Annotated in this window: 12 protein-coding genes; 9 read left to right on the top strand and 3 right to left on the bottom strand. The window is 49.8% G+C overall.

Annotated elements, in window-relative coordinates; all coding sequences use genetic code 11:
* Positions 1 to 95 precede the first annotated feature (95 nt).
* Together B3Z75_RS02310 and B3Z75_RS02305 are read left to right on the top strand one after the other, a co-directional pair.
* Positions 96 to 2,543, top strand: a complete 2,448-nt coding sequence (locus B3Z75_RS02310) for a TonB-dependent receptor (RefSeq protein WP_294067312.1) — start codon at positions 96 to 98, stop codon at positions 2,541 to 2,543.
* Between the two features lie 6 nt (positions 2,544 to 2,549).
* Complete coding sequence (locus B3Z75_RS02305; protein ID WP_294067310.1) at positions 2,550 to 3,530, top strand: DUF4249 domain-containing protein; 981 nt, start codon at positions 2,550 to 2,552, stop codon at positions 3,528 to 3,530.
* Between the two features lie 10 nt (positions 3,531 to 3,540).
* On the opposite strand, the gene ppk1 is transcribed toward B3Z75_RS02305, so the two are convergent.
* Positions 3,541 to 5,628 carry a polyphosphate kinase 1 gene (ppk1, locus tag B3Z75_RS02300; protein ID WP_294067308.1) on the bottom strand — a complete coding sequence of 696 codons (2,088 nt, stop codon included), beginning with the start codon at positions 5,626 to 5,628 and terminating at the stop codon, positions 3,541 to 3,543.
* Between the two features lie 173 nt (positions 5,629 to 5,801).
* Between ppk1 and B3Z75_RS02295 the strand changes: the two genes are divergently transcribed.
* Complete coding sequence (locus B3Z75_RS02295) at positions 5,802 to 6,299, top strand: metallophosphoesterase family protein (protein ID WP_294067306.1); 498 nt, start codon at positions 5,802 to 5,804, stop codon at positions 6,297 to 6,299.
* Positions 6,300 to 6,368: 69 nt separating this feature from the next.
* Here the strand turns inward: B3Z75_RS02295 and B3Z75_RS02290 are convergent, their stop codons facing one another.
* The gene (locus B3Z75_RS02290) at positions 6,369 to 6,998 is read right to left on the bottom strand and encodes a LysE family translocator (RefSeq protein WP_294067304.1); all 630 of its coding nucleotides are present in this window, start codon (positions 6,996 to 6,998) and stop codon (positions 6,369 to 6,371) included.
* 389 nt (positions 6,999 to 7,387) lie between these two features.
* Here B3Z75_RS02290 and purL point away from each other — a divergent pair, with 389 nt between their 5' ends.
* From purL to epsC, 6 genes are all read left to right on the top strand, one after another.
* Positions 7,388 to 11,086, top strand: a complete 3,699-nt coding sequence (purL, locus tag B3Z75_RS02285) for a phosphoribosylformylglycinamidine synthase (RefSeq protein ID WP_294067302.1) — start codon at positions 7,388 to 7,390, stop codon at positions 11,084 to 11,086.
* On the top strand, positions 11,049 to 11,495 hold the full coding sequence (locus tag B3Z75_RS02280) for an acyl-CoA thioesterase (protein ID WP_294067300.1): 447 nt from the start codon (positions 11,049 to 11,051) through the stop codon (positions 11,493 to 11,495). The genes purL and B3Z75_RS02280 overlap by 38 nt, the downstream gene beginning before the upstream one ends.
* A 78-nt stretch (positions 11,496 to 11,573) precedes the next feature.
* The gene (gene dprA / locus B3Z75_RS02275; protein WP_294067298.1) at positions 11,574 to 12,680 is read left to right on the top strand and encodes a DNA-processing protein DprA; all 1,107 of its coding nucleotides are present in this window, start codon (positions 11,574 to 11,576) and stop codon (positions 12,678 to 12,680) included.
* Positions 12,681 to 12,901: 221 nt separating this feature from the next.
* Positions 12,902 to 13,918 (top strand): recombinase RecA, encoded by a 1,017-nt coding sequence (gene recA, locus B3Z75_RS02270; protein WP_294067296.1) that lies wholly within the window; start codon positions 12,902 to 12,904, stop codon positions 13,916 to 13,918.
* Between the two features lie 113 nt (positions 13,919 to 14,031).
* Entirely contained in the window at positions 14,032 to 16,020 is a 1,989-nt protein-coding gene (locus B3Z75_RS02265; RefSeq protein WP_294067294.1) for a DUF4954 family protein, read from the top strand.
* A 28-nt stretch (positions 16,021 to 16,048) separates the two neighbouring features.
* Entirely contained in the window at positions 16,049 to 16,870 is an 822-nt protein-coding gene (gene epsC / locus B3Z75_RS02260) for a serine O-acetyltransferase EpsC (RefSeq protein WP_294067292.1), read from the top strand.
* Here epsC and mfd read toward each other — a convergent pair.
* Positions 16,867 to 19,110: transcription-repair coupling factor (mfd, locus tag B3Z75_RS02255; protein ID WP_294067290.1), on the bottom strand; the 2,244-nt coding region annotated here is incomplete at its 5' end. The genes epsC and mfd overlap by 4 nt on opposite strands.

Genomic DNA, 19,110 nt, shown 5'->3' with positions numbered 1-19,110 from the left:
TATTTAAGACTCATCGCTGTAGAGATATTGAGCATATCGAGTCCTTATTGTAAATCCACATGACAATTATCATAATTATTAAAAAACCACCAAGTATGTGCAAACTGAGAAAGAGGTTACTCTTGTTTTTCACCTTGGCAGCCGGCACACTGGCCGCCCAGAACTACACCGTGAGCGGATATGTTACCGATGCCGCGAATGGCGAGACATTGATCTCAGCCACCGTGATCGACAAAAAAACATCAAAAGGAGCGGCTGCCAACAATTATGGGTACTACTCGCTCACATTACCCAAGGGCGAGGTTTCGCTCAACTACTCTTACATCGGGTATGAGACTGACGAAAAAACTTTTGTCTTGGATAAAGACACTGTTTTAAACATCGCCCTGAAGCTCAACAATATACTCGATGAGGTTACCGTTGTAGGAATGAGATCTGAAATGGGCGTGAAGGGTTCGCAGATGAGTGCGGTGGAAGTACCCATTAATCTGATAAAAAATATCCCCACGCTACTGGGTGAGAACGATCTGATAAAAGCGTTGCAGCTTTTGCCGGGTGTACAATCGGGAACCGAAGGCTCTGCAGGGCTTTACGTACGCGGCGGCGGTCCCGACGAAAACCTTCTTTTACTGGATGGCGTGCCGCTTTACAATGTGAATCACATGCTGGGATTTTTCTCTGTTTTCAATAGCGATGCATTGAAAAATGTCACATTATACAAAGGAAGCTTTCCGGCACGATTCGGCGGACGATTGTCATCGGTGGTAGATGTACGGATGAAAGACGGTGACGACAAGAAAATACGCGGGACGGCAAGTATCGGCCTGATCTCCTCTAAAATTCAACTCGAAGGGCCTATCATCAGGGAAAAAACCACGTTCAATGTATCGGCCCGAAGAACTTATATCGACGTGTTGACCCAGCCACTGATAAAAGCCGCGGCTAAAGCGGAAGGAGGCGACGGAAACACTGCCGCCGGGTACTATTTCTACGATGTGAATGCCAAGTTCACACATAAGTTTTCCGACAGGGACAAACTTTACCTGAGCGCCTACCTGGGCGACGACGCTCTTTACGCGAAAGTGCGAACCAGGGTCTCCTACAACATGGACTTTGAAGACAAGGACTACACCAACCTCAACTGGGGATGGGGAAACGTGGTGACTGCCTTGCGATGGAACCATGTTGTAAACAACAAGTTGTTTATGAACACAACGGCATCGTTTACGCGCTATCGCTCAAAGTTAGGGCTGGGCGCCGAGAACGTGCAAACAGACAAAAGCAAAACGCCGCCGAAGGAAGAGAAAAGCGAACTGAATTTGACTTATAACTCAGGTATTCGCGACTGGACGGCCAAAATGGATTTCGACTACACACCAAACAGTGCTCACGACATCAAATTTGGTACAAATTACACTTACCATACCTTCCGGCCCGACGTCACTTCAATGAAGTTTGTGGATTCGGAAATAGTCAACAAGGTGGACACGGTCATTGGGAGTCCCGTCGTATATGCACACGAGACGATGAGCTACATCGAAGACAATGTGTCAATTGGCAACCTGTTGAAAGTGAACTTGGGGGTGCACTTTTCAACTTTTCACGTTCAAAATCAGAACTACTCCTCGTTACAACCGCGGGCAGGGGTGCGCCTGTTGCTTACCGACAACCTGTCGGTTAAGGCAGGATATGCCGGCATGAGCCAATACATCCACCTGTTGTCGAACAGCCTGGTGAGCCTGCCTACCGACCTTTGGGTGCCAGTAACGAAAAGGATAAAACCCATGAACTCGCACCAATATTCCGCCGGCCTCTTTTACTCCATGGCGGGCATTGCTGATTTCTCGGTGGAAGGATATTACAAGACCATGGACAACCTGCTCGAATATAAGGATGGCGCCTCTTTCATGGGCATATCGACCAACTGGGAAGACAAGGTGAGCACAGGACGCGGAACCGCCTACGGTGTGGAGTTACTGGCACAGCGTTCTTTTGGAAACACCACCGGATGGGTGGGTTACACCTGGTCGAAATCCAATAGGATTTTCGATGAACCGGGCAACGAACTCAACAACGGGAAACCTTTTCCGGCGAAATATGACCGTCGTCACGACATCAGCCTCACGCTTACACATAAGTTTTCCGAGCGTATTGATCTGTCCGGCTCATGGGTCTTCAGCACGGGAAATGCCGCCACATTCGCCTTTCATGAGGTGAAAGGCGCCGGATATCCCAACCTGGACAATCCTTATCCGGTCTCCGTAGAGATACCTCACGTTTCGGCGCGAAATAATTTCCGCTACAACAGTTACCATCGAATGGATCTGGGTGTGAATTTTCACAAGGTAACCAAACGGGGGAACCTTCGCACATGGAATATCAGTATATACAATGTATATAACCGGTGGAATCCGTTTTTCGTATATGCCGACTCACACAGCCGGCAGAATCCGCAAACCGGCGAATATGAAACGGTTAACAAACTCAAGCAGGCTACTCTTTTTCCAATTATTCCCTCTGTAAGTTACACCATCAAATTTTAAAAAGATATGAAGAAAAAACATACTTCCGCGTTTGCGGTTCTTTTAGCAATATCATTGGGTATATTTATCTCGTGCGAAAAAGATATTGCGTTTAAAGGAGAGGTTACTGATCCGATGCTGGTTGTAAACAGCACGGTAAATACCGACTCCGTGGTATCGGCACACATTTCTCAAAGTCGTTTCGTACTCGGGAAGGTATCGCCGATACCCGATGTGGAAAATGCCGCTGTTACTCTCTACGTAAATGGCACAGTTATGGAAAAGCTTGCTCACAAAGGAAAAGGAGTGTATAAAGGCAGCTACGTACCCAAGCCGTCGGATGAGATAGGGATTGAAGTGGAGGCGCCCGGATTTGAGAAGTTAGGAGCAAAGACGATGATGCCGGAAAATGTCAATCTCAGCGTGAAGAGTGTTACCGAAACGGTTAAGGAGAACTCTTATCCGGGTGGAAACACAGGTGAGAAACTAATTGAGTTGAATATAAAATTGACTCTGACCGATAATCCGGAGCAGGAGAATTACTATTTCATCAAAGGGAGAAGGAACGCTTATTATCAAGGCATGTTGCAGTTCAGCTATCCCCTTGACCTGAAGTTATCGGATATCCTCGACAACAAACAAGTTGTGGGAGGAGGGGATGCCGTATCCGGAATTCTATGGGAGGAAGATGAAGGCAACCGTAATATTAAAAATATCTTTACCGATCTGTTTGTGAACGGGAAGGAGTTGGGGCTCAACTTTGTTTTTCATGAGCCGGTGCAAACGGATCCCGACCAAACCATTGAATATGAAATTGAAGTGGCGCAAATGTCAAAAGATTTGTACCTCTACGTTATTTCAGCCAACAAGGCTATCAGTAACAATGGAATTCCAATCGTGGAGGCCACGCAGGTTCATTCAAACGTGACAAACCACGTCGGTATTCTGGGCGCTTATAACAGTCATAAGATGGCGTTCACTTGCTCCCGGGACGATTCAAATCCATAAAGTATCTGTTTCAATACAACCCGGTCGACTTTTTCAGGTAGTCGTAAATAGCCTGCTGCGCACGGACAGGTGCTTCATCAGATGAAGTCGTGTCCCTTTTAAACACATTATTCAGATGTTCATCCACCCATACGGCGCTCTGGTTATCTTCCAGCTGGATTTTCAGGATATCCACGATCTGCCGCTTCGGCTTTTCCGAGTAGACAGGAAAGGCCACCTCGATACGGCGGTGCAGGTTGCGTTCCATCCAGTCGGCAGAAGTAAGATATACTTTTTCTTCTCCTTCATGAAAGAAGTACCACACCCGCGCATGTTCCAGATAGGCATCTACAATGCGGGTTACCGTGATATTTTTGCTGAAAGGCTGGTTGGGTACAAGGCAGCAGATTCCCCGGATGATCAGATCAATCTTCACTCCCGCCTCGCTGGCCCGGTAAAGGGCATTGATCATTCCCTTGTCCTCCAGGCTGTTCATTTTTAAAATGATATGGCCTAAGCCGCCGTTCTTTACACTTTCAACCTCACGGTCAATCAGTTGATGGATGGCGGGCAACAGATTAAACTGTGTTACCAGCAGATGTCTGAAATTGTGCGTGTAAGGCTTTCCCTCCAACACACGGAAGACTTCGTCGATATCTTTAATGATCTCCTTGTTCGAAGTCAGCAGCCCTTTGTCCGAATAGATGCGGGCCGTTTTCTCGTTAAAGTTGCCCGTGCCCAGGTAAGCATAGCCTTTCAGGGGGTCATCGGGATCATTGCTGCGCTTGCGCACATAAGCCAGCTTTGCGTGCACCTTCAGTCCCGGCAGACTGTAGATGATCTTTACCCCGGCCTGCTGCATCAGTTCGGAGGAGAGGTAGTTGTTCTCCTCATCGAAGCGGGCCTTCAGCTCAACGAAGACAGTCACCTTCTTGCCATTTTTTGCTGCGCTGATAAGACTGTTGATCACGGCTGAGTTCTCGGCCACCCGGTATTGGGTCACCTTTATTTCAATTACCTTGGGGTCGAACGCTGCCTGCATCAGGAAACGCAGCAGGTAGTCAAACGACTGGTACGGGAAATGCAACAGCACATCCTGCTTTCGCAACACTCGCAGGATGGAGGTATTCGATTCCAGCTCCGGCACACGCAAGGGCTGCGGTAGCTTTTGTTTTAACGAATCTCCCACAGGGTTAGGGAGGTTTGACAGGTCCGACAGGTTCAAATAGCGACCCGAGGGCAATAGCTCCTCCTCCTCAATTTCGTATGTTTCGCACAGATAGCGCAGGAAATAATCGGGCATATCCTTGTCATACTGAAACCTCGTCACAGCACCGATCTTACGTTTGCGCACCTTACGGAGGATCTTCTCAGCAATATCCTTCTGATCCTCATCCTCCAGCGAAAAGTCTGCATCGCGTGAGATCTTGATGCTGAAGCAATCCACGATCTCATATCCGGGAAAGACACTTTGCATGTTCGCCTTTATCACATCGTCGATAAACATGATGTAATAATTGCCTCCGTAAGAGGGCAGTTCTATGAAACGGGGAATTTTGGTGAAGGGAATCTTCATGATGGCATAGGTGTATTTCAATCCTTCTGCCTCCTTTTTTTTCTTTTTTTGCAGCAAACTGATCACCTGATAGATGCGCCCATCCTGAATAAAAGAATGAATGTCATCCTTCAGAATGATCATCGGCTGCAAATAAGGGAAAACCTCCTCATTGAAATATTTCTCCACATAGGCTCGATGAAAGGGTTCCACCTGATCCGACTGATAGAGGACAATGTTGTTCTTCTTGAGCTCAGGCAATATCATCTGGTTAAATATCGCATAATATTCTTTCTCCTGGGCGGTCACTTCACTGTTGATCTGAACTATGGTCCGCATGGCCTCCTCAATCGATTCGTCCCGCTTGATATTTTTTAACAGAGAACTATGATAACCCGACACACGAATCTTGTAGAACTCCTCCAGATTGGAAGAATAAATAGAGAGGAACTTGATCCGCTCATAGATGGGCAGGCGCTCGTCTTTCGCTTCCAGGAGTACCCGGTAGTTAAAAGATAGCCAGCTTATATCGCGTTTGAAGTAAGTATATTGGTTATTTTCCATTGACTACGGTTTAAGAACTCTTTAAACCCCAAAAATACAAAGTTTGTTTGAATAAAAAATTTTTTTAAGGCTTCGAGTTTATGGTGCCGGTAAATATTGCCCGTCAAGGTGGATAATGGAAAAGGTTTGTTTTCCCAAAATAAATTACCTTTGCCGTAAACAGAAAAGAAAAGATGAAAAAAATAGGGTTGTTGTCCGACACGCACGGGTACTGGGATGAGAAATTTGAAACCTATTTATCGCCCTGCGATGAAATATGGCATGCCGGCGATATCGGCTCGCTGGAGCTTGCCGGCAGGTTTGAGACACTGAAACCATTTCGTGCCGTATATGGCAACATCGACGACTACAAAACCCGCGTCGCCTACCCGCAAACGCAACATTTCACCCTCGAAAATGTGGAGGTGCTCATGACACACATCGGCGGTTACCCCGGCCGTTACGATCCGTCTATCCGTGCACAATTGTTTGCCCATCCCCCCAAGCTGTTTATCGCCGGCCATTCGCATATCCTGAAGGTGATGTACGATAAAAAGCTGGGATGTCTGCATATGAACCCGGGGGCGGCAGGGAAGTACGGGTTTCATCGTGTCCGTACACTCCTCCGCTTTGTGTTGGAGGAGGGCAACATCAAAGATTTGGAAGTGATCGAAATAGGCCAACACGGATAATTCTGGTTCTGTCCCCCCGGGTGGCTGTCTTCATACGCCCGACACCCCCTTGTTCCGGTCACGGGGAAATCACACCGGGAAAACGGAAAGCAGGATACCCCCGGCTCCCACGACCATCAGCAGGATGCCGATGGTTCTATTAAGCAGGATTAAGCCCCGGCGGTTGAAATGTTTTCGCAGACGGGAAACAAAAGTGGTAAGCAGAAACCACCACAACAACGCTGCTGCGGCAAACGAGATCAGTCCCGCAAAGAGCGAAGCAGGCCCATCCTGGAAAGGATTAAACGAAAAGCGTGCGTAAAGTCCCACAAACACCAGAATGATTGCAACATTGGAGAGGGTAAGCAAAAATGCCGAGATAAAGTCTTTTGCATAACGTGTTTCTCCCGAAATCCTATCCGGTTGCCAGTCTCTCAACGGGTTGGAACGAAACACACCCACCCCGAAAAAGATCAGGATCAGGCTCCCCAGCAATTGGAGCTGACCTTCGTGAGCCGCGAGAAAATCGGACACAAGGCCCAACCCTGCCAGCGTGATCACGGCATAGATGAAGTCCGACAACACCGACCCCAACCCGGTGACAAAGCCGTGCCACCATCCCCGGTTAAGCGTGCGTTGAATAGTCAGCATGTTGATCGGCCCCATGGGCGAGGAAACCAGTAATCCGATGAGAAAGCCTTTGGCAATTGTTTCGAGCATGAATGGCTGTTTACAGGAAAAATAAACAATAATCTATTTTGCCGCAAAGGTACATTCATAATCTTAACAGACAAAATGCGTTTTGTTGTGTAAGTAAACTTCTCTTCTGCACATTTTGAATAAATAACTTCCGCTCGGCAATGTCCCGGCAAGTTTGACACACCCCTCGCTGAATTGTTATTTTGACTTAACGAAAAAGTTCAACAAGTTTAGACTTTTTCTCGTCATGGCAGATTCCAAGTAAACTTGTCTTCTGCACATTTGACTTAACGAAAAAGTTCACTAACTTTGTATCATCGTTCAGATTGGACGAAACTACAGCAAACGGTCCCGGGCAGAATGAAGGAGATCTATTCTCTTTCAATCTGATGCAACATAAAACAGAAAATATGATTTCATTTTTCAGAACCCCCTCTCAAAGCGTAATCGCAGTAGAAACAGAATCGGTCTTTTCTACCCAAACGGTCGAAAAGCTGACCTGGCTTTTCGGAAACGCAGCATTGCTTGATGCAGAAGCAGTCCACACTCCTTTCGTTGGCCCCCGCAGGGAGATGATTACTCCCTGGAGCACTTGTGCGGTGGAGATCACCCAGAATATGGGCATAGAAGGTATTACCCGCATGGAAGAATATATTCCCATGCCGGAGAATGCTCCTTTCGATTTTGACCCAATGCTGCAACGTAAGTATGAGCAGCTTGATCAAACGCTTTTCACCATCGACAAGCAACCGGAAGAGATTCTCCACATCGACGATATTGCAGCATACAACAACACAGAGGGACTGGCACTGAGTGAAGATGAGATCGACTATCTGAACGGCGTAAGCAAAAAGATGGGGCGAAAGCTGACCGACAGCGAAGTGTTTGGCTTCTCACAGGTCAACTCGGAGCACTGCCGCCACAAGATATTCAACGGGAAATTCATTATCGACGGAGAAGAGAAGGAACTCTCTCTTTTTCAATTAATAAAACGCACCTCACAGGTCAACCCGAACAACCTCATCTCGGCCTACAAAGATAACGTGGCTTTCGTACAGGGCCCGATGATTGAGCAGTTTGCCCCGGGCAGTGGCGACAAGCCCGATTTTTTCCAGACAAAAGAGGTGGAGAGTGTACTCTCGCTCAAAGCAGAAACACATAACTTCCCCACCACAGTGGAACCTTTTAACGGAGCCTCCACCGGCACCGGGGGAGAGATTCGCGACCGGCTCGCCGGCGGGAAGGGCTCCCTTCCCGTGGCAGGGACAGCCGTTTACATGACCTCCTATCCACGACTGGAAGAAGGCCGCGAGTGGGAACAGGCTGTTTCTCCTCGCAAATGGCTCTACCAGACACCGGAACAGATCCTGATCAAAGCATCCAACGGAGCATCCGACTTTGGCAACAAATTCGGTCAGCCGCTCATCTGCGGCTCTGTGCTCACTTTTGAACACGAAGAGAACTACAAAAAGTTCGGTTACGACAAGGTGATCATGCTTGCGGGAGGCGTTGGGTATGCCAACAAGCGCGACGCGAAGAAAGGCAATCCGCAAAAGGGAGAGAAAGTGGTGGTGCTGGGCGGCGACAACTACCGCATCGGCATGGGCGGCGGCGCCGTCTCGTCGGTCAACACCGGTGAATATTCTTCCGGTATAGAGCTGAATGCAGTACAGCGCGCCAACCCCGAGATGCAAAAGCGGGTGGCCAACGTGATCCGTTCGCTGGCCGAGTCGGACGAGAGCCCCATCGTCTCCATTCACGACCATGGTGCGGGGGGACACCTCAACTGCCTCTCCGAGCTGGTAGAACAGACCGGCGGGGTGATCGACATCGACAAGCTGCCGGTGGGCGACAAGACACTCTCCGCGAAGGAGATCATTGGCAACGAAAGCCAGGAACGCATGGGACTGCTTGTGGAACAAAAAGATATTGAAAGAATTGCCCGGATTGCCTCACGCGAGCGGGCACCCATGTACGTTGTGGGAGAGACCACCGGCGACATGAAATTTACTTTCCGTGGGACCGGCAACATCAACCCCATCGACATGGAGCTGGACGATTTCTTCGGCAAACCCCCTGTCACCATTATGGAAGACAGCACCACGGAAGAAACATACGAAGCTCCGGCATATACCCCCGAACAGCTTGGCACATATATCGAGAACGTCCTGAAGCTGGAGGCGGTAGCCTGCAAGGACTGGCTCACCAACAAAGTGGACCGCTCGGTAACCGGCAGGATCGCCCGGCAGCAGTGCCAGGGAGAGATCCAACTACCGCTGAGCGACTGCGGCGCCATCGCACTCGATTACAAAGGATATACCGGCATGGCTACCTCTCTCGGTCATGCACCGCAGGTAGCGATGATTGATCCGGCCGCCGGCTCGGTAGTGGCGATAGCCGAGGCACTGACCAATATTGTCTTTGCACCGCTTACCCATGGGCTACAGGGAGTCTCTCTCAGCGCCAACTGGATGTGGCCCTGCCGCAACCCGGGAGAAGATGCCCGCCTGTACAAGGCTGTAGAAGCATGCTCCGAATTCGCCGGCGACCTGGGCATCAACATTCCTACCGGCAAAGATTCGCTCTCGATGACCCAGAAATACGGCGACGACAAGGTTTTCTCCCCCGGCACAGTCATCATCTCTGCAGCAGCCGAAGTGAAAAATATCCGCAGAATTGTCTCACCCGTACTGGCTTACATAAGAGGTACCTATCTTTACTATATCGACTTCTCCTTCGAACCCTTTAAACTGGGAGGATCGGCTTTCGCACAGACCTTAAGCACGGTAGGTGACGAAGCACCTACCGTGAGCGACACCGAATATTTCAAGAATGCATTTGCTGCCGTTCAGGAGCTCACCGAGCGTGGTCTCATTCTTGCCGGACACGATATCTCCGCCGGTGGAATGATCACCGCCATGCTGGAAATGTGCTTTGCCAATCCGCAGGGCGGGCTGGAAGCACGTCTCGACAAGATCCGGCATACCGACCTGATCAAGATTCTGTTCTCTGAGAATCCGGGAGTACTCATCCAGGTAAAACATCACCGTCTGGTGGAAAAAATACTGGACGACTACGGAGTGGGCTTTGCCATCGTGGCACGCCCCATCGAAGAGCGGAAGCTGATCGTCGCGAAAGAGGAGTTCCGTCAGGAATTTGATATAGACCACCTGCGCGATGTGTGGTACAACACATCCTACCTTCTTGACAGGAGACAAAGTGGGGAAACATGTGCCGCTGATCGTTTTGCCAACTACAAGCAACAACCGCTCCGGTTCGACATCAAACCCTCCTTTACCGGCAAGATGGAGGACCTGGGATTAAATCCCGACCGCAAAGAACGTTCGGGCCTCACCGCTGCCATCATCCGTGAGAAAGGCACAAACGGCGAACGGGAGATGGCCTATGCGCTTTACCTCGCCGGCTTCGATGTGAAGGACGTGCATATGACAGACCTCACCTCGGGACGCGAAACGCTGGAGGATGTTCAGTTTGCCGTCTTCTGCGGCGGGTTCTCCAACTCCGACGTGCTCGGCTCTGCCAAAGGATGGGCCGGTGGATTCCGGTATAACGAAAAAGCGAGAACAGCACTCGAAAACTTTTTCACCCGTGAAGATACGCTGAGCCTTGGCATCTGCAACGGCTGTCAACTGTTGATGGAGCTGGGTCTTATTTTCCCTGAAATGGGCGACAAGCACCCCAAGATGGCCCATAACCTGTCGCATAAGTTTGAGTCTACATTCGTGAGTGTGGAAATTCCGAAAAACGAATCAGTAATGTTCCGGTCGCTCGAAGGCACCAAACTGGGTATCTGGGTCGCACATGGCGAAGGCCGGTTTGTGCTGCCGGAGGAAGCATCCACTTACAACATTTCTGCCAAATACGTATACGACACCTATCCCGGTAATCCCAACGGATCAGACTATGCCACTGCAGCCGTTTGTTCAGACAATGGGCGCCACCTGGCCATGATGCCCCACCTGGAGCGCACCATCTTCCCCTGGCAAAATGCATACTACCCGTTTGCCTACCGCAAACATGAGGTAACCCCCTGGATGGAAGCGTTTGCAAATGCCAGAGAATGGATTAAAACAAGGAAAACTCAATAAAGTGGCGGACCCGGTTTTTGTGCACACAATGAAGGTGCGCGACTATGAGTGCGATACACAGGGCCATGTGAACAATGCCAATTATCAGCACTATTTCGAAGTCACACGCCACGAATTTCTGGAGAAGGTGGGATTGAATTTTCACCAGCTCCATCTACAGGGCATTGATGCGGTAGTATCAAAGGTGGAGATCCGGTACAAGGTACCCCTGATAGGGATGGATACATTTTTGTGCACCGTCACTCACATTGAAAGAGTGAACGTAAAATACATTTTCCACCAGGAAATTATCCGGCTATCGGACAACGCCACCTGTGCCAAAGCAAAGATAGAGGTGGTAAACCTGGTGAACGGCAAATTGTCGAAACCGGACGTTTTTGACGAAGCATTTAAAGAATACATCCGGTAACCGAACTCTGACAATGCGCTGTCGGCCTACTACCAGTAGCCGTTAACCGACAATTAACGACTGACAACCGAAAAGCTTATGTCAGACAAATCTTTATACCAGATAGCCCTCACGCAAATAAAGGGCGTGGGAGTGATGCACGCCCGCAACCTGATGGAGGTAGTTGGCGATGAGGAGGATATTTTCAGGGAAGAGGTCCGCAAGCTGAAGTCCATCCCCCGGATTTCCAGAAGGCTGATACAGGAGATTCGCGATCCCGAAGTACTGCGGCGGGCAGAGAAAGAGTTGGAATTTGTCGTAAAAAACAACCTCCGGATTCTGTTTTACACCAACCCCGACTATCCGCAACGACTCACACAATGCATCGATGCCCCGATATTGCTGTATGCCAAGGGTCAAGTCAACTTCAACCGGCAAAAAGTGATCAGCATTGTTGGCACGCGCACTGAAACAAGATATGGCCAGGAGTTCTGTCGCGAGTTCGTCCGCGATCTGGCAGAGCGTATCCCCGAAGTTCAAATCGTCAGTGGCCTGGCATACGGTATCGATATCCACGCTCACCGGGCATCGCTACAAAACGGATTATCAACCGTCGCCATACTGGCGCACGGGTTGGACAGGATCTACCCCGCCATGCACCGGCAGACGGCGATCGATATGCTGGAGACAGGAGCGCTGCTCACCGAGTTTCCCAGTGGCACCAACCCCGACCGGCATAATTTTGTAAAACGAAACCGCATCGTGGCCGGCATGTCGGATGCGGTGGTGGTAGTTGAATCGGGCGAAAAGGGAGGATCACTCACTACGGCCGACCTGGGCAACTCATACTTCCGGGAAGTTTTTGCCGTGCCGGGACGCATTCACGACAAGATGTCATCAGGATGCAACCGGTTAATTTCCAGCAACAATGCCTTGCTCTTGCAGAGCGTGGACGATCTGATGACCCACATGGGATGGGAGGAAGAAAAGAAAAACAATTTTCCGAAACAAAGAGATCTGTTTGTGGAATTGTCAGAGAACGAAGAGGAAGTTTACCAGGTGCTCCTTAAAGGGGGAGCCATGCAGGTAAACGCCCTCGCCATAGAGCTCAACATGCCGGTGACGGCATTGTTTATGACACTGCTGGAGTTGGAAATAAAAAATGTGGTCACCTCCCTCCCCGGAGGGGTGTACAAACTGGCATAGAGGCAACACGTCACTTTTTTCTGAAACAGTATCGGAATTTTTGGTTTTTTACTATCTTTGAAGTATCAATCTCCAACGGATAAAAATCAGTGGCATTACATATTGGCGATAAAATAACCTAAGATGGCATGATCGCCAGCCTGAAGAAAAGGACGTGAACACCAGAGACCATGTTGGTCAGATTTTGGGGATTAAATGAAAAAAGAAAGAAACACAACATTATGGAAGAAGTAAAAGAGAACAAGAACAGTGAAAAAATGAAGGCGCTACGGGCAGCGATGGACAAAATTGAAAAGACTTACGGCAAAGGGTCTATCATGAAAATGGGAGATGAGAAGGTGGAAGAAATTCCGGTCATTTCCTCCGGTTCCCTCGGGCTGAATGTGGCACTGGGCGTGGGAGGCTATCCTCGCGGGCGTGTCATCGAAATCTACGGCCCCGAATCGTCGGGTAAAACCACCCTCGCCATTCATGCCATCGCCGAAGCACAGAAAGCGGGAGGTGTAGCCGCATTTATTGATGCGGAGCATGCTTTTGACCGTTTTTATGCCGACAAGCTGGGCGTCAACACCGACGAGCTACTGATCTCGCAACCCAGTAGTGGTGAAGAAGCGCTGGAGATTGCAGAGCAGCTGATCCGCTCATCGGCCGTCGACATCATCGTCATCGACTCGGTGGCGGCCCTCACTCCCAAGAAAGAGATCGAAGGAGATATGGGAGACTCCAACGTGGGTCTGCAGGCACGTCTTATGTCCCAGGCACTCCGAAAACTCACTTCTGCCATCAGCAAGACCAACACCACGTGCATTTTCATTAACCAGCTGCGGGAAAAGATCGGCGTCATGTTTGGAAACCCGGAGACCACCACCGGTGGTAACGCGCTGAAGTTTTACGCATCTGTACGTCTCGACATCCGGGGCAATGGCTCTCCCATCAAAGAGGGAGAAGAACAGATCGGTAAGCCCACCCGCGTGAGGGTTGTGAAAAACAAAGTCGCCCCGCCGTTCCGCAAAGCCGAGTTCGATATCATGTACGGTGAAGGCATCTCACGTACAGGAGAGATCATCGACATGGGGGCTGAATTGAATATCATCAAGAAAAGCGGCTCCTGGTACAGCTATAATGAAACCAGGCTGGGACAGGGGCGCGATGCAGCCAAGATTGCTGTCAGAGACAATCCTGAGTTGGCCGAAGAGTTGGAAGGCCTTATTTATGCTGCTCTTAAGGAACAGAAATAATGTAAAAGAACGGGGTTCCCTTCAAGGAACCTCGTTTTTCCTTAAAGCAACATCTTCTCGTATAGATAAATGATGGTGGGAGTTCGTGGAACAACATATAAAAACTATCTCGTATGCAGCAATACAGAAACTTAACACAAGACGAAATTGATCAGCTGGAGAAAAACGGATGCAGTTGTCCCGACTGGGATCAGGTTACTGTGAAGGAGGGGTTCGATCCTCGTTTTGTCAGGAATGCACAATTCTCCGGAAAAATATCGCTCGGCAACTTTGATACTCAATTTGAACTTGCCGGAGGTTTGAAAAAACATGCGGGAATCAACAATGCTGTCATTCATAATTGCAGCATTGGGGACAATGTAGTCATTGAGAACGTGCAAAACTACATAGCAAACTACACCATCGGCTCCTATTGCTTCATTCAGAATGTGGATGTGATCCTGGTAGACGGCCCAACCACTTTCGGCAACGGAGTACAGGTGAATGTGCTAAACGAAACAGGCGGACGCGAGGTGCATATCAACGACAAGCTGTCGGCTCATTTTGCCTATATCTACTCGCTGTACCGTCATCGTTCCCAACTAATTGAACGGATGAAGTCCATCATCGACTTTTACTGCGACAAGCATGCCTCTGACCGAGGAACTATCGGCCCTCATTGTAAGATCGTCAATGTAGGCTACATCAAGAATGTACGCATCGGGTCCCACACCAAGATCACCGGAGCAATGAAGCTGAAAAACGGGAGCATCAACAGCAATGTGCACGATCCGGTATACATCGGCCGCAACGTGATTGCGGAAGATTTTATCGTCTCCTCCGGATCGAGGATCGACGGTGGTTCCTTTATCACACGTTGCTTTGTGGGACAAGCCTGTCTGATCAATCATGGCTACTCCGCCTCCGACTCACTCTTTTTCAGCAACTGCCAAGGGGAAAACGGCGAAGCATGTGCCCTCTTTGCGGGTCCTTATACGGTGACCCATCATAAGTCCACCCTGCTTATTGCCGGAATGTTCTCCTTTATGAATGCCGGCTCGGGATCCAACCAGAGCAATCACATGTACAAGCTTGGACCTATCCACCAGGGCATCATTGAGAGAGGCGCTAAAACGACCAGTAATTCATACGTTTTATGGCCGGCCAAGGTAGGCGCTTTCTCGCTGATTTTGGGGCGTCACTCACAACATGCCGACACATCCAACCTGCCATTCTCGTACCTCATTGAAAAAGACAACGGCACATATATTGCTCCGGGAGTTAATTTACGGAGTGTGGGTACCATACGCGACGCCAAAAAATGGCCGGAACGAGACAGGCGGAAAGATCCCAACCGGCTCGATTGCATTAATTTTAATCTGCTCAGTCCCTACACCATTCAGAAGGTATTTGCCGGCCTGGAGATTCTGAATAACCTGCAGGCAACAGCGGGTGAGGCATCAGAATTGTATACATTCCAGAGCTGTATCATCACCAATTCAGCGCTACGCAAAGGCCTCAGTCTATACGAAATTATCATCCACAAGTTTCTGGGCAACTCAATCATTAAAAGGCTGGAAGGTACTCGCTTCAAAAGCAACCAGGAGATCAGGCAACAACTCGATCCAGGCGACAGGCCCGGGTTGGGAGAATGGGTCGATATGTCGGGGCTGATTGCCCCCAAATCGGAAATTGACGACCTGTTGAATAAAATTGAAGCAGGCGAGATTACAAAACTGAAGGATATCAATCATATCTTCCAGAAACTGCATCAGGACTATTACCAGAATGAATGGACATGGGCATGGGATAAGATTCAATCGTTTTATAAACTGAAGGCCGACGAGATAACGGCAGCAGACGTGATCGGCATTGTGGAGAAATGGAAAGAGAGTGTGGTAAACCTTGATGAGATGATTTATTGCGATGCCAAGAAGGAGTTTTCTCTCTCTTTCAAAACAGGATTTGGTGCGGACGGCAACATCCAGGACCGGGCAATGGATTTTGAATATGTACGGGGTGCTTTCGACAAGAATCCGTTCGTCATGGCCACCCTCAAACACATTGAAGACAAGAAGGCGTTGGGCGACGAGTTGGTTGCGCGTCTTCTACCTTTAACTTAGTGAGTAATCGTTTTTTGAAATATTCAATATGACAGACAAAACATACGAACTGATAGCACAGTTTACGCCCCAGTCCATCGACATACCCATCGACAAGTGCGAACTGGAGAAAGTGATTGAGACCCTGGTCTCGCTCATGTTTCCCATCTGTGATTGTCCGGACTCCCGGGATGTGCAGGACGGACTGCGGGAGGCGGCCGAAAAGCTTCACGCAAACATAGCCAGGCTCCACAACCCGGAGGCTGCCGACAAAAAAACAGAAGCTTTTTTTCAAAAGCTCCCGGCGCTTCAGCAACGTTTATACAAGGATGCTGCGTGCTACCTCAGGTTCGATCCCGCCGCCAAGACTCTGGAAGAGGTGATTATCACCTACCCCGGTTTTTTCGCACTCTGTGTTCACCGTATCGCCCATGAGCTTCATCAGCTCGGGCTTCCGCTTATCTCGCGTCTTTTTTCAGAATATGCCCATTCGAAGGTCGGCATCGACATCCATCCGGCTGCCAAGATAGGCAAGAACTTCTTCATGGATCATGGTACAGGCATCGTCATTGGAGAAACAACGGAAATAGGCGACAACGTGAAGATATATCAGGGCGTCACGCTCGGAGCACTCTATGTGGAGAAGAAACTGTCGGATGTGAAGCGTCACCCCACCGTGGAGGACAACGTGGTCATCTATGCCAATGCCACCATTCTGGGCGGGGCCACGGTCATCGGTCACGACTCCACCATTGGGGGCGGGGCATGGCTCACAAGGAGCGTAATCCCATACTCCCTGGTAACCAACACCGTGGATGTAAAGATCAGATCCGGCAAAGATTTCAGCGGACCCTTTGATTTTGTGATTTAATTCGAAACAGTTGACGCCTGGAGCATCTCCTCCAGTACGGCCACGGCAGTTTCCACAGAATTGATATGGCGGATTACCACGGAACGTTTCTTCCCCGTCTCCCGCAGTTGACACTGGCGTGCATGCTGCTGCACAAAGAAGAGCAGCTTATCAAAAGAGGATGATTGATAATAGGCCGATTTCGGATCAGCAATCAGGTTCAGGGTCATCTGACTGTTCTTCAGCATGATCTTTTCAATTCCCAACGTTTTGGCCAGACGACGCAGCCGCACGATGCGAATTAGTTCCCTACCCTGGTGGGGTATCTTTCCGAAGCGGTCTTCCAGCCGTCTCGTGAATTCCATGATCTCGGTCTCCGTCTCCATGTTATCCAGTTCGCGGTAGATACCCACACGTTCTGCGTCGTTGGGGATATACATCACCGGGAACATCAGCTCCAGGTCGCTTTCCACCAGCACATCGCTCACAAAATCCTGCTCTTCCGCCTTTTCCTGCTCTTTGTAGAGGTCGGCAAATTCATCCTTCCGCAGCTCTTGCACCGCTTCCGTAAGGATCTTCCGGTATGTTTCGTAGCCCAGGTCGGCAATAAACCCGCTCTGTTCCGCGCCCAGCAGATTACCAGCCCCACGGATATCGAGATCCTGCATGGCAATATGAATGCCGCTGCCCAACTCTGCGAAATTCTCGATTGCCTGCAGCCGTCGCCTTGAGTCGCTGCTCAGGGTATACAAAGGTGGAGCCAGCAGATAACAGAATGCTTTCCTGTTGCTGCGCCCTACCCTGCCGCGCAGCTGATGCAGGTCGCTCAATCCAAAGTTCTGTGCATCAATGACGATGATGGTATTGACGTTGGGCATATCAATCCCCGACTCGATGATGGTGGTGGCAATCAGCAGATCCTGCTCATGATTCATAAAGTCTGCAATCACGCTCTCCAGTTTTTTCGGATCCATCTGACCATGGCCCACAGCAATGCGTATGCCGGGGATCTCCCGCTTTATCAATGCCTCCAGCTCATAAATATTCTGAATACGGTTGTTCACGATAAAGACCTGTCCGTTGCGGCTTATCTCAAAGTTTACCGCATCGCGGATGATCTCCATATCAAAGGTATGTACCTCCGTCTGCACCGGATAACGGTTAGGGGGCGGGGTGCCAATAGTAGAGAGATCCCGCGACCCCATCAGCGAGAACTGCAATGTACGCGGGATGGGAGTTGCCGTCATGGTGAGCGTATCCACGTTTACCTTCAGCTGTTTCAGCTTTTCCTTCACGGAGACACCGAATTTTTGCTCCTCGTCGATGATGAGCAGTCCCAGATCTTTGAACTCCACATCCTTGCCCACCAGTCGGTGTGTTCCGATCAGGATATCAATTTCACCCTCTTTCAGGCGGTTGAGAATCTCCTTTTGTTCTTTTGATGTACGCGCACGGCTCAGATAGTCCACCTTCACAGGAAAATTGACCAGCCGGTCGCTGAACGTATGGTAATGCTGGGTAGCCAGCACCGTAGTGGGTACCAGCACTGCCGTCTGCTTGCCGTCGATTGCAGCCTTGAATGCCGCACGGACAGCGATCTCCGTCTTGCCGAAGCCCACGTCGCCACAGATCAGCCTGTCCATTGGCTGCTCGCTCTGCATGTCGGCCTTCACATCGCGCGTAGCTTTTATCTGGTCGGGGGTATCTTCGTACATGAATGAGGCCTCCAGTTCCGTCTGCAGATAGGTATCCCTTGAGAAGGCAAATCCTTTTTCCTGCTGGCGCTGGGCATACAATTTAATCAGATCGCGGGCAATATCCTTTATCTTCGACTTTGTCCGCTCCTTCACCTTTTCCCATGCTCCGGACCCCAGTTTATTCAATTGGGGCGACTCCCCCTCCTTACCTTTGTACTTCGACACTTTGTGTAAAGCGTGAATCGATACAAACACGGCATCGTTGTTCAGGTAGGTAAGCTTGATCACCTCCTGTACCTTGTCGCCAATGCGCAGGCGCACCAGCCCCGCGAACTTACCGATACCGTGATCCATGTGCACCACAAAGTCGCCCGGTTGCAGCTGATTCAGCTCCTTGAGGGTTAACGCTATCTTTCCCGAGCGGGCCCTGTCGGACTTCAGGCTGTATTTATGGAAGCGGTCGAATATCTGGTGGTCGGTAAAGCAACATATTTTTAATGTCTCGTCGGAGAACCCCTCGTGCAACGTTTTGTTTACGGGCGTGAAGTCGATCGGATCGTTGCG

Source organism: Proteiniphilum sp. UBA1028, from assembly GCF_002316955.1.
Classification (GTDB): domain Bacteria; phylum Bacteroidota; class Bacteroidia; order Bacteroidales; family Dysgonomonadaceae; genus Proteiniphilum.
The sequence above is the reverse complement of the archived record's forward strand: the minus strand, read 5'-3'. Positions and strand labels throughout refer to the sequence as shown.

Coding starts and splice junctions, on each gene's coding strand:
- dprA (WP_294067298.1), top strand. CDS start 11,574: ATGTCAGACAAATCTTTATACCAGATAGCCCTCACGCAAATAAAGGGC.
- B3Z75_RS02305 (WP_294067310.1), top strand. CDS start 2,550: ATGAAGAAAAAACATACTTCCGCGTTTGCGGTTCTTTTAGCAATATCA.
- recA (WP_294067296.1), top strand. CDS start 12,902: ATGGAAGAAGTAAAAGAGAACAAGAACAGTGAAAAAATGAAGGCGCTA.
- purL (WP_294067302.1), top strand. CDS start 7,388: ATGATTTCATTTTTCAGAACCCCCTCTCAAAGCGTAATCGCAGTAGAA.
- ppk1 (WP_294067308.1), bottom strand. CDS start 5,628: ATGGAAAATAACCAATATACTTACTTCAAACGCGATATAAGCTGGCTA.
- B3Z75_RS02310 (WP_294067312.1), top strand. CDS start 96: ATGTGCAAACTGAGAAAGAGGTTACTCTTGTTTTTCACCTTGGCAGCC.
- B3Z75_RS02280 (WP_294067300.1), top strand. CDS start 11,049: ATGCCAGAGAATGGATTAAAACAAGGAAAACTCAATAAAGTGGCGGAC.
- B3Z75_RS02265 (WP_294067294.1), top strand. CDS start 14,032: ATGCAGCAATACAGAAACTTAACACAAGACGAAATTGATCAGCTGGAG.
- B3Z75_RS02295 (WP_294067306.1), top strand. CDS start 5,802: ATGAAAAAAATAGGGTTGTTGTCCGACACGCACGGGTACTGGGATGAG.
- epsC (WP_294067292.1), top strand. CDS start 16,049: ATGACAGACAAAACATACGAACTGATAGCACAGTTTACGCCCCAGTCC.
- B3Z75_RS02290 (WP_294067304.1), bottom strand. CDS start 6,998: ATGCTCGAAACAATTGCCAAAGGCTTTCTCATCGGATTACTGGTTTCC.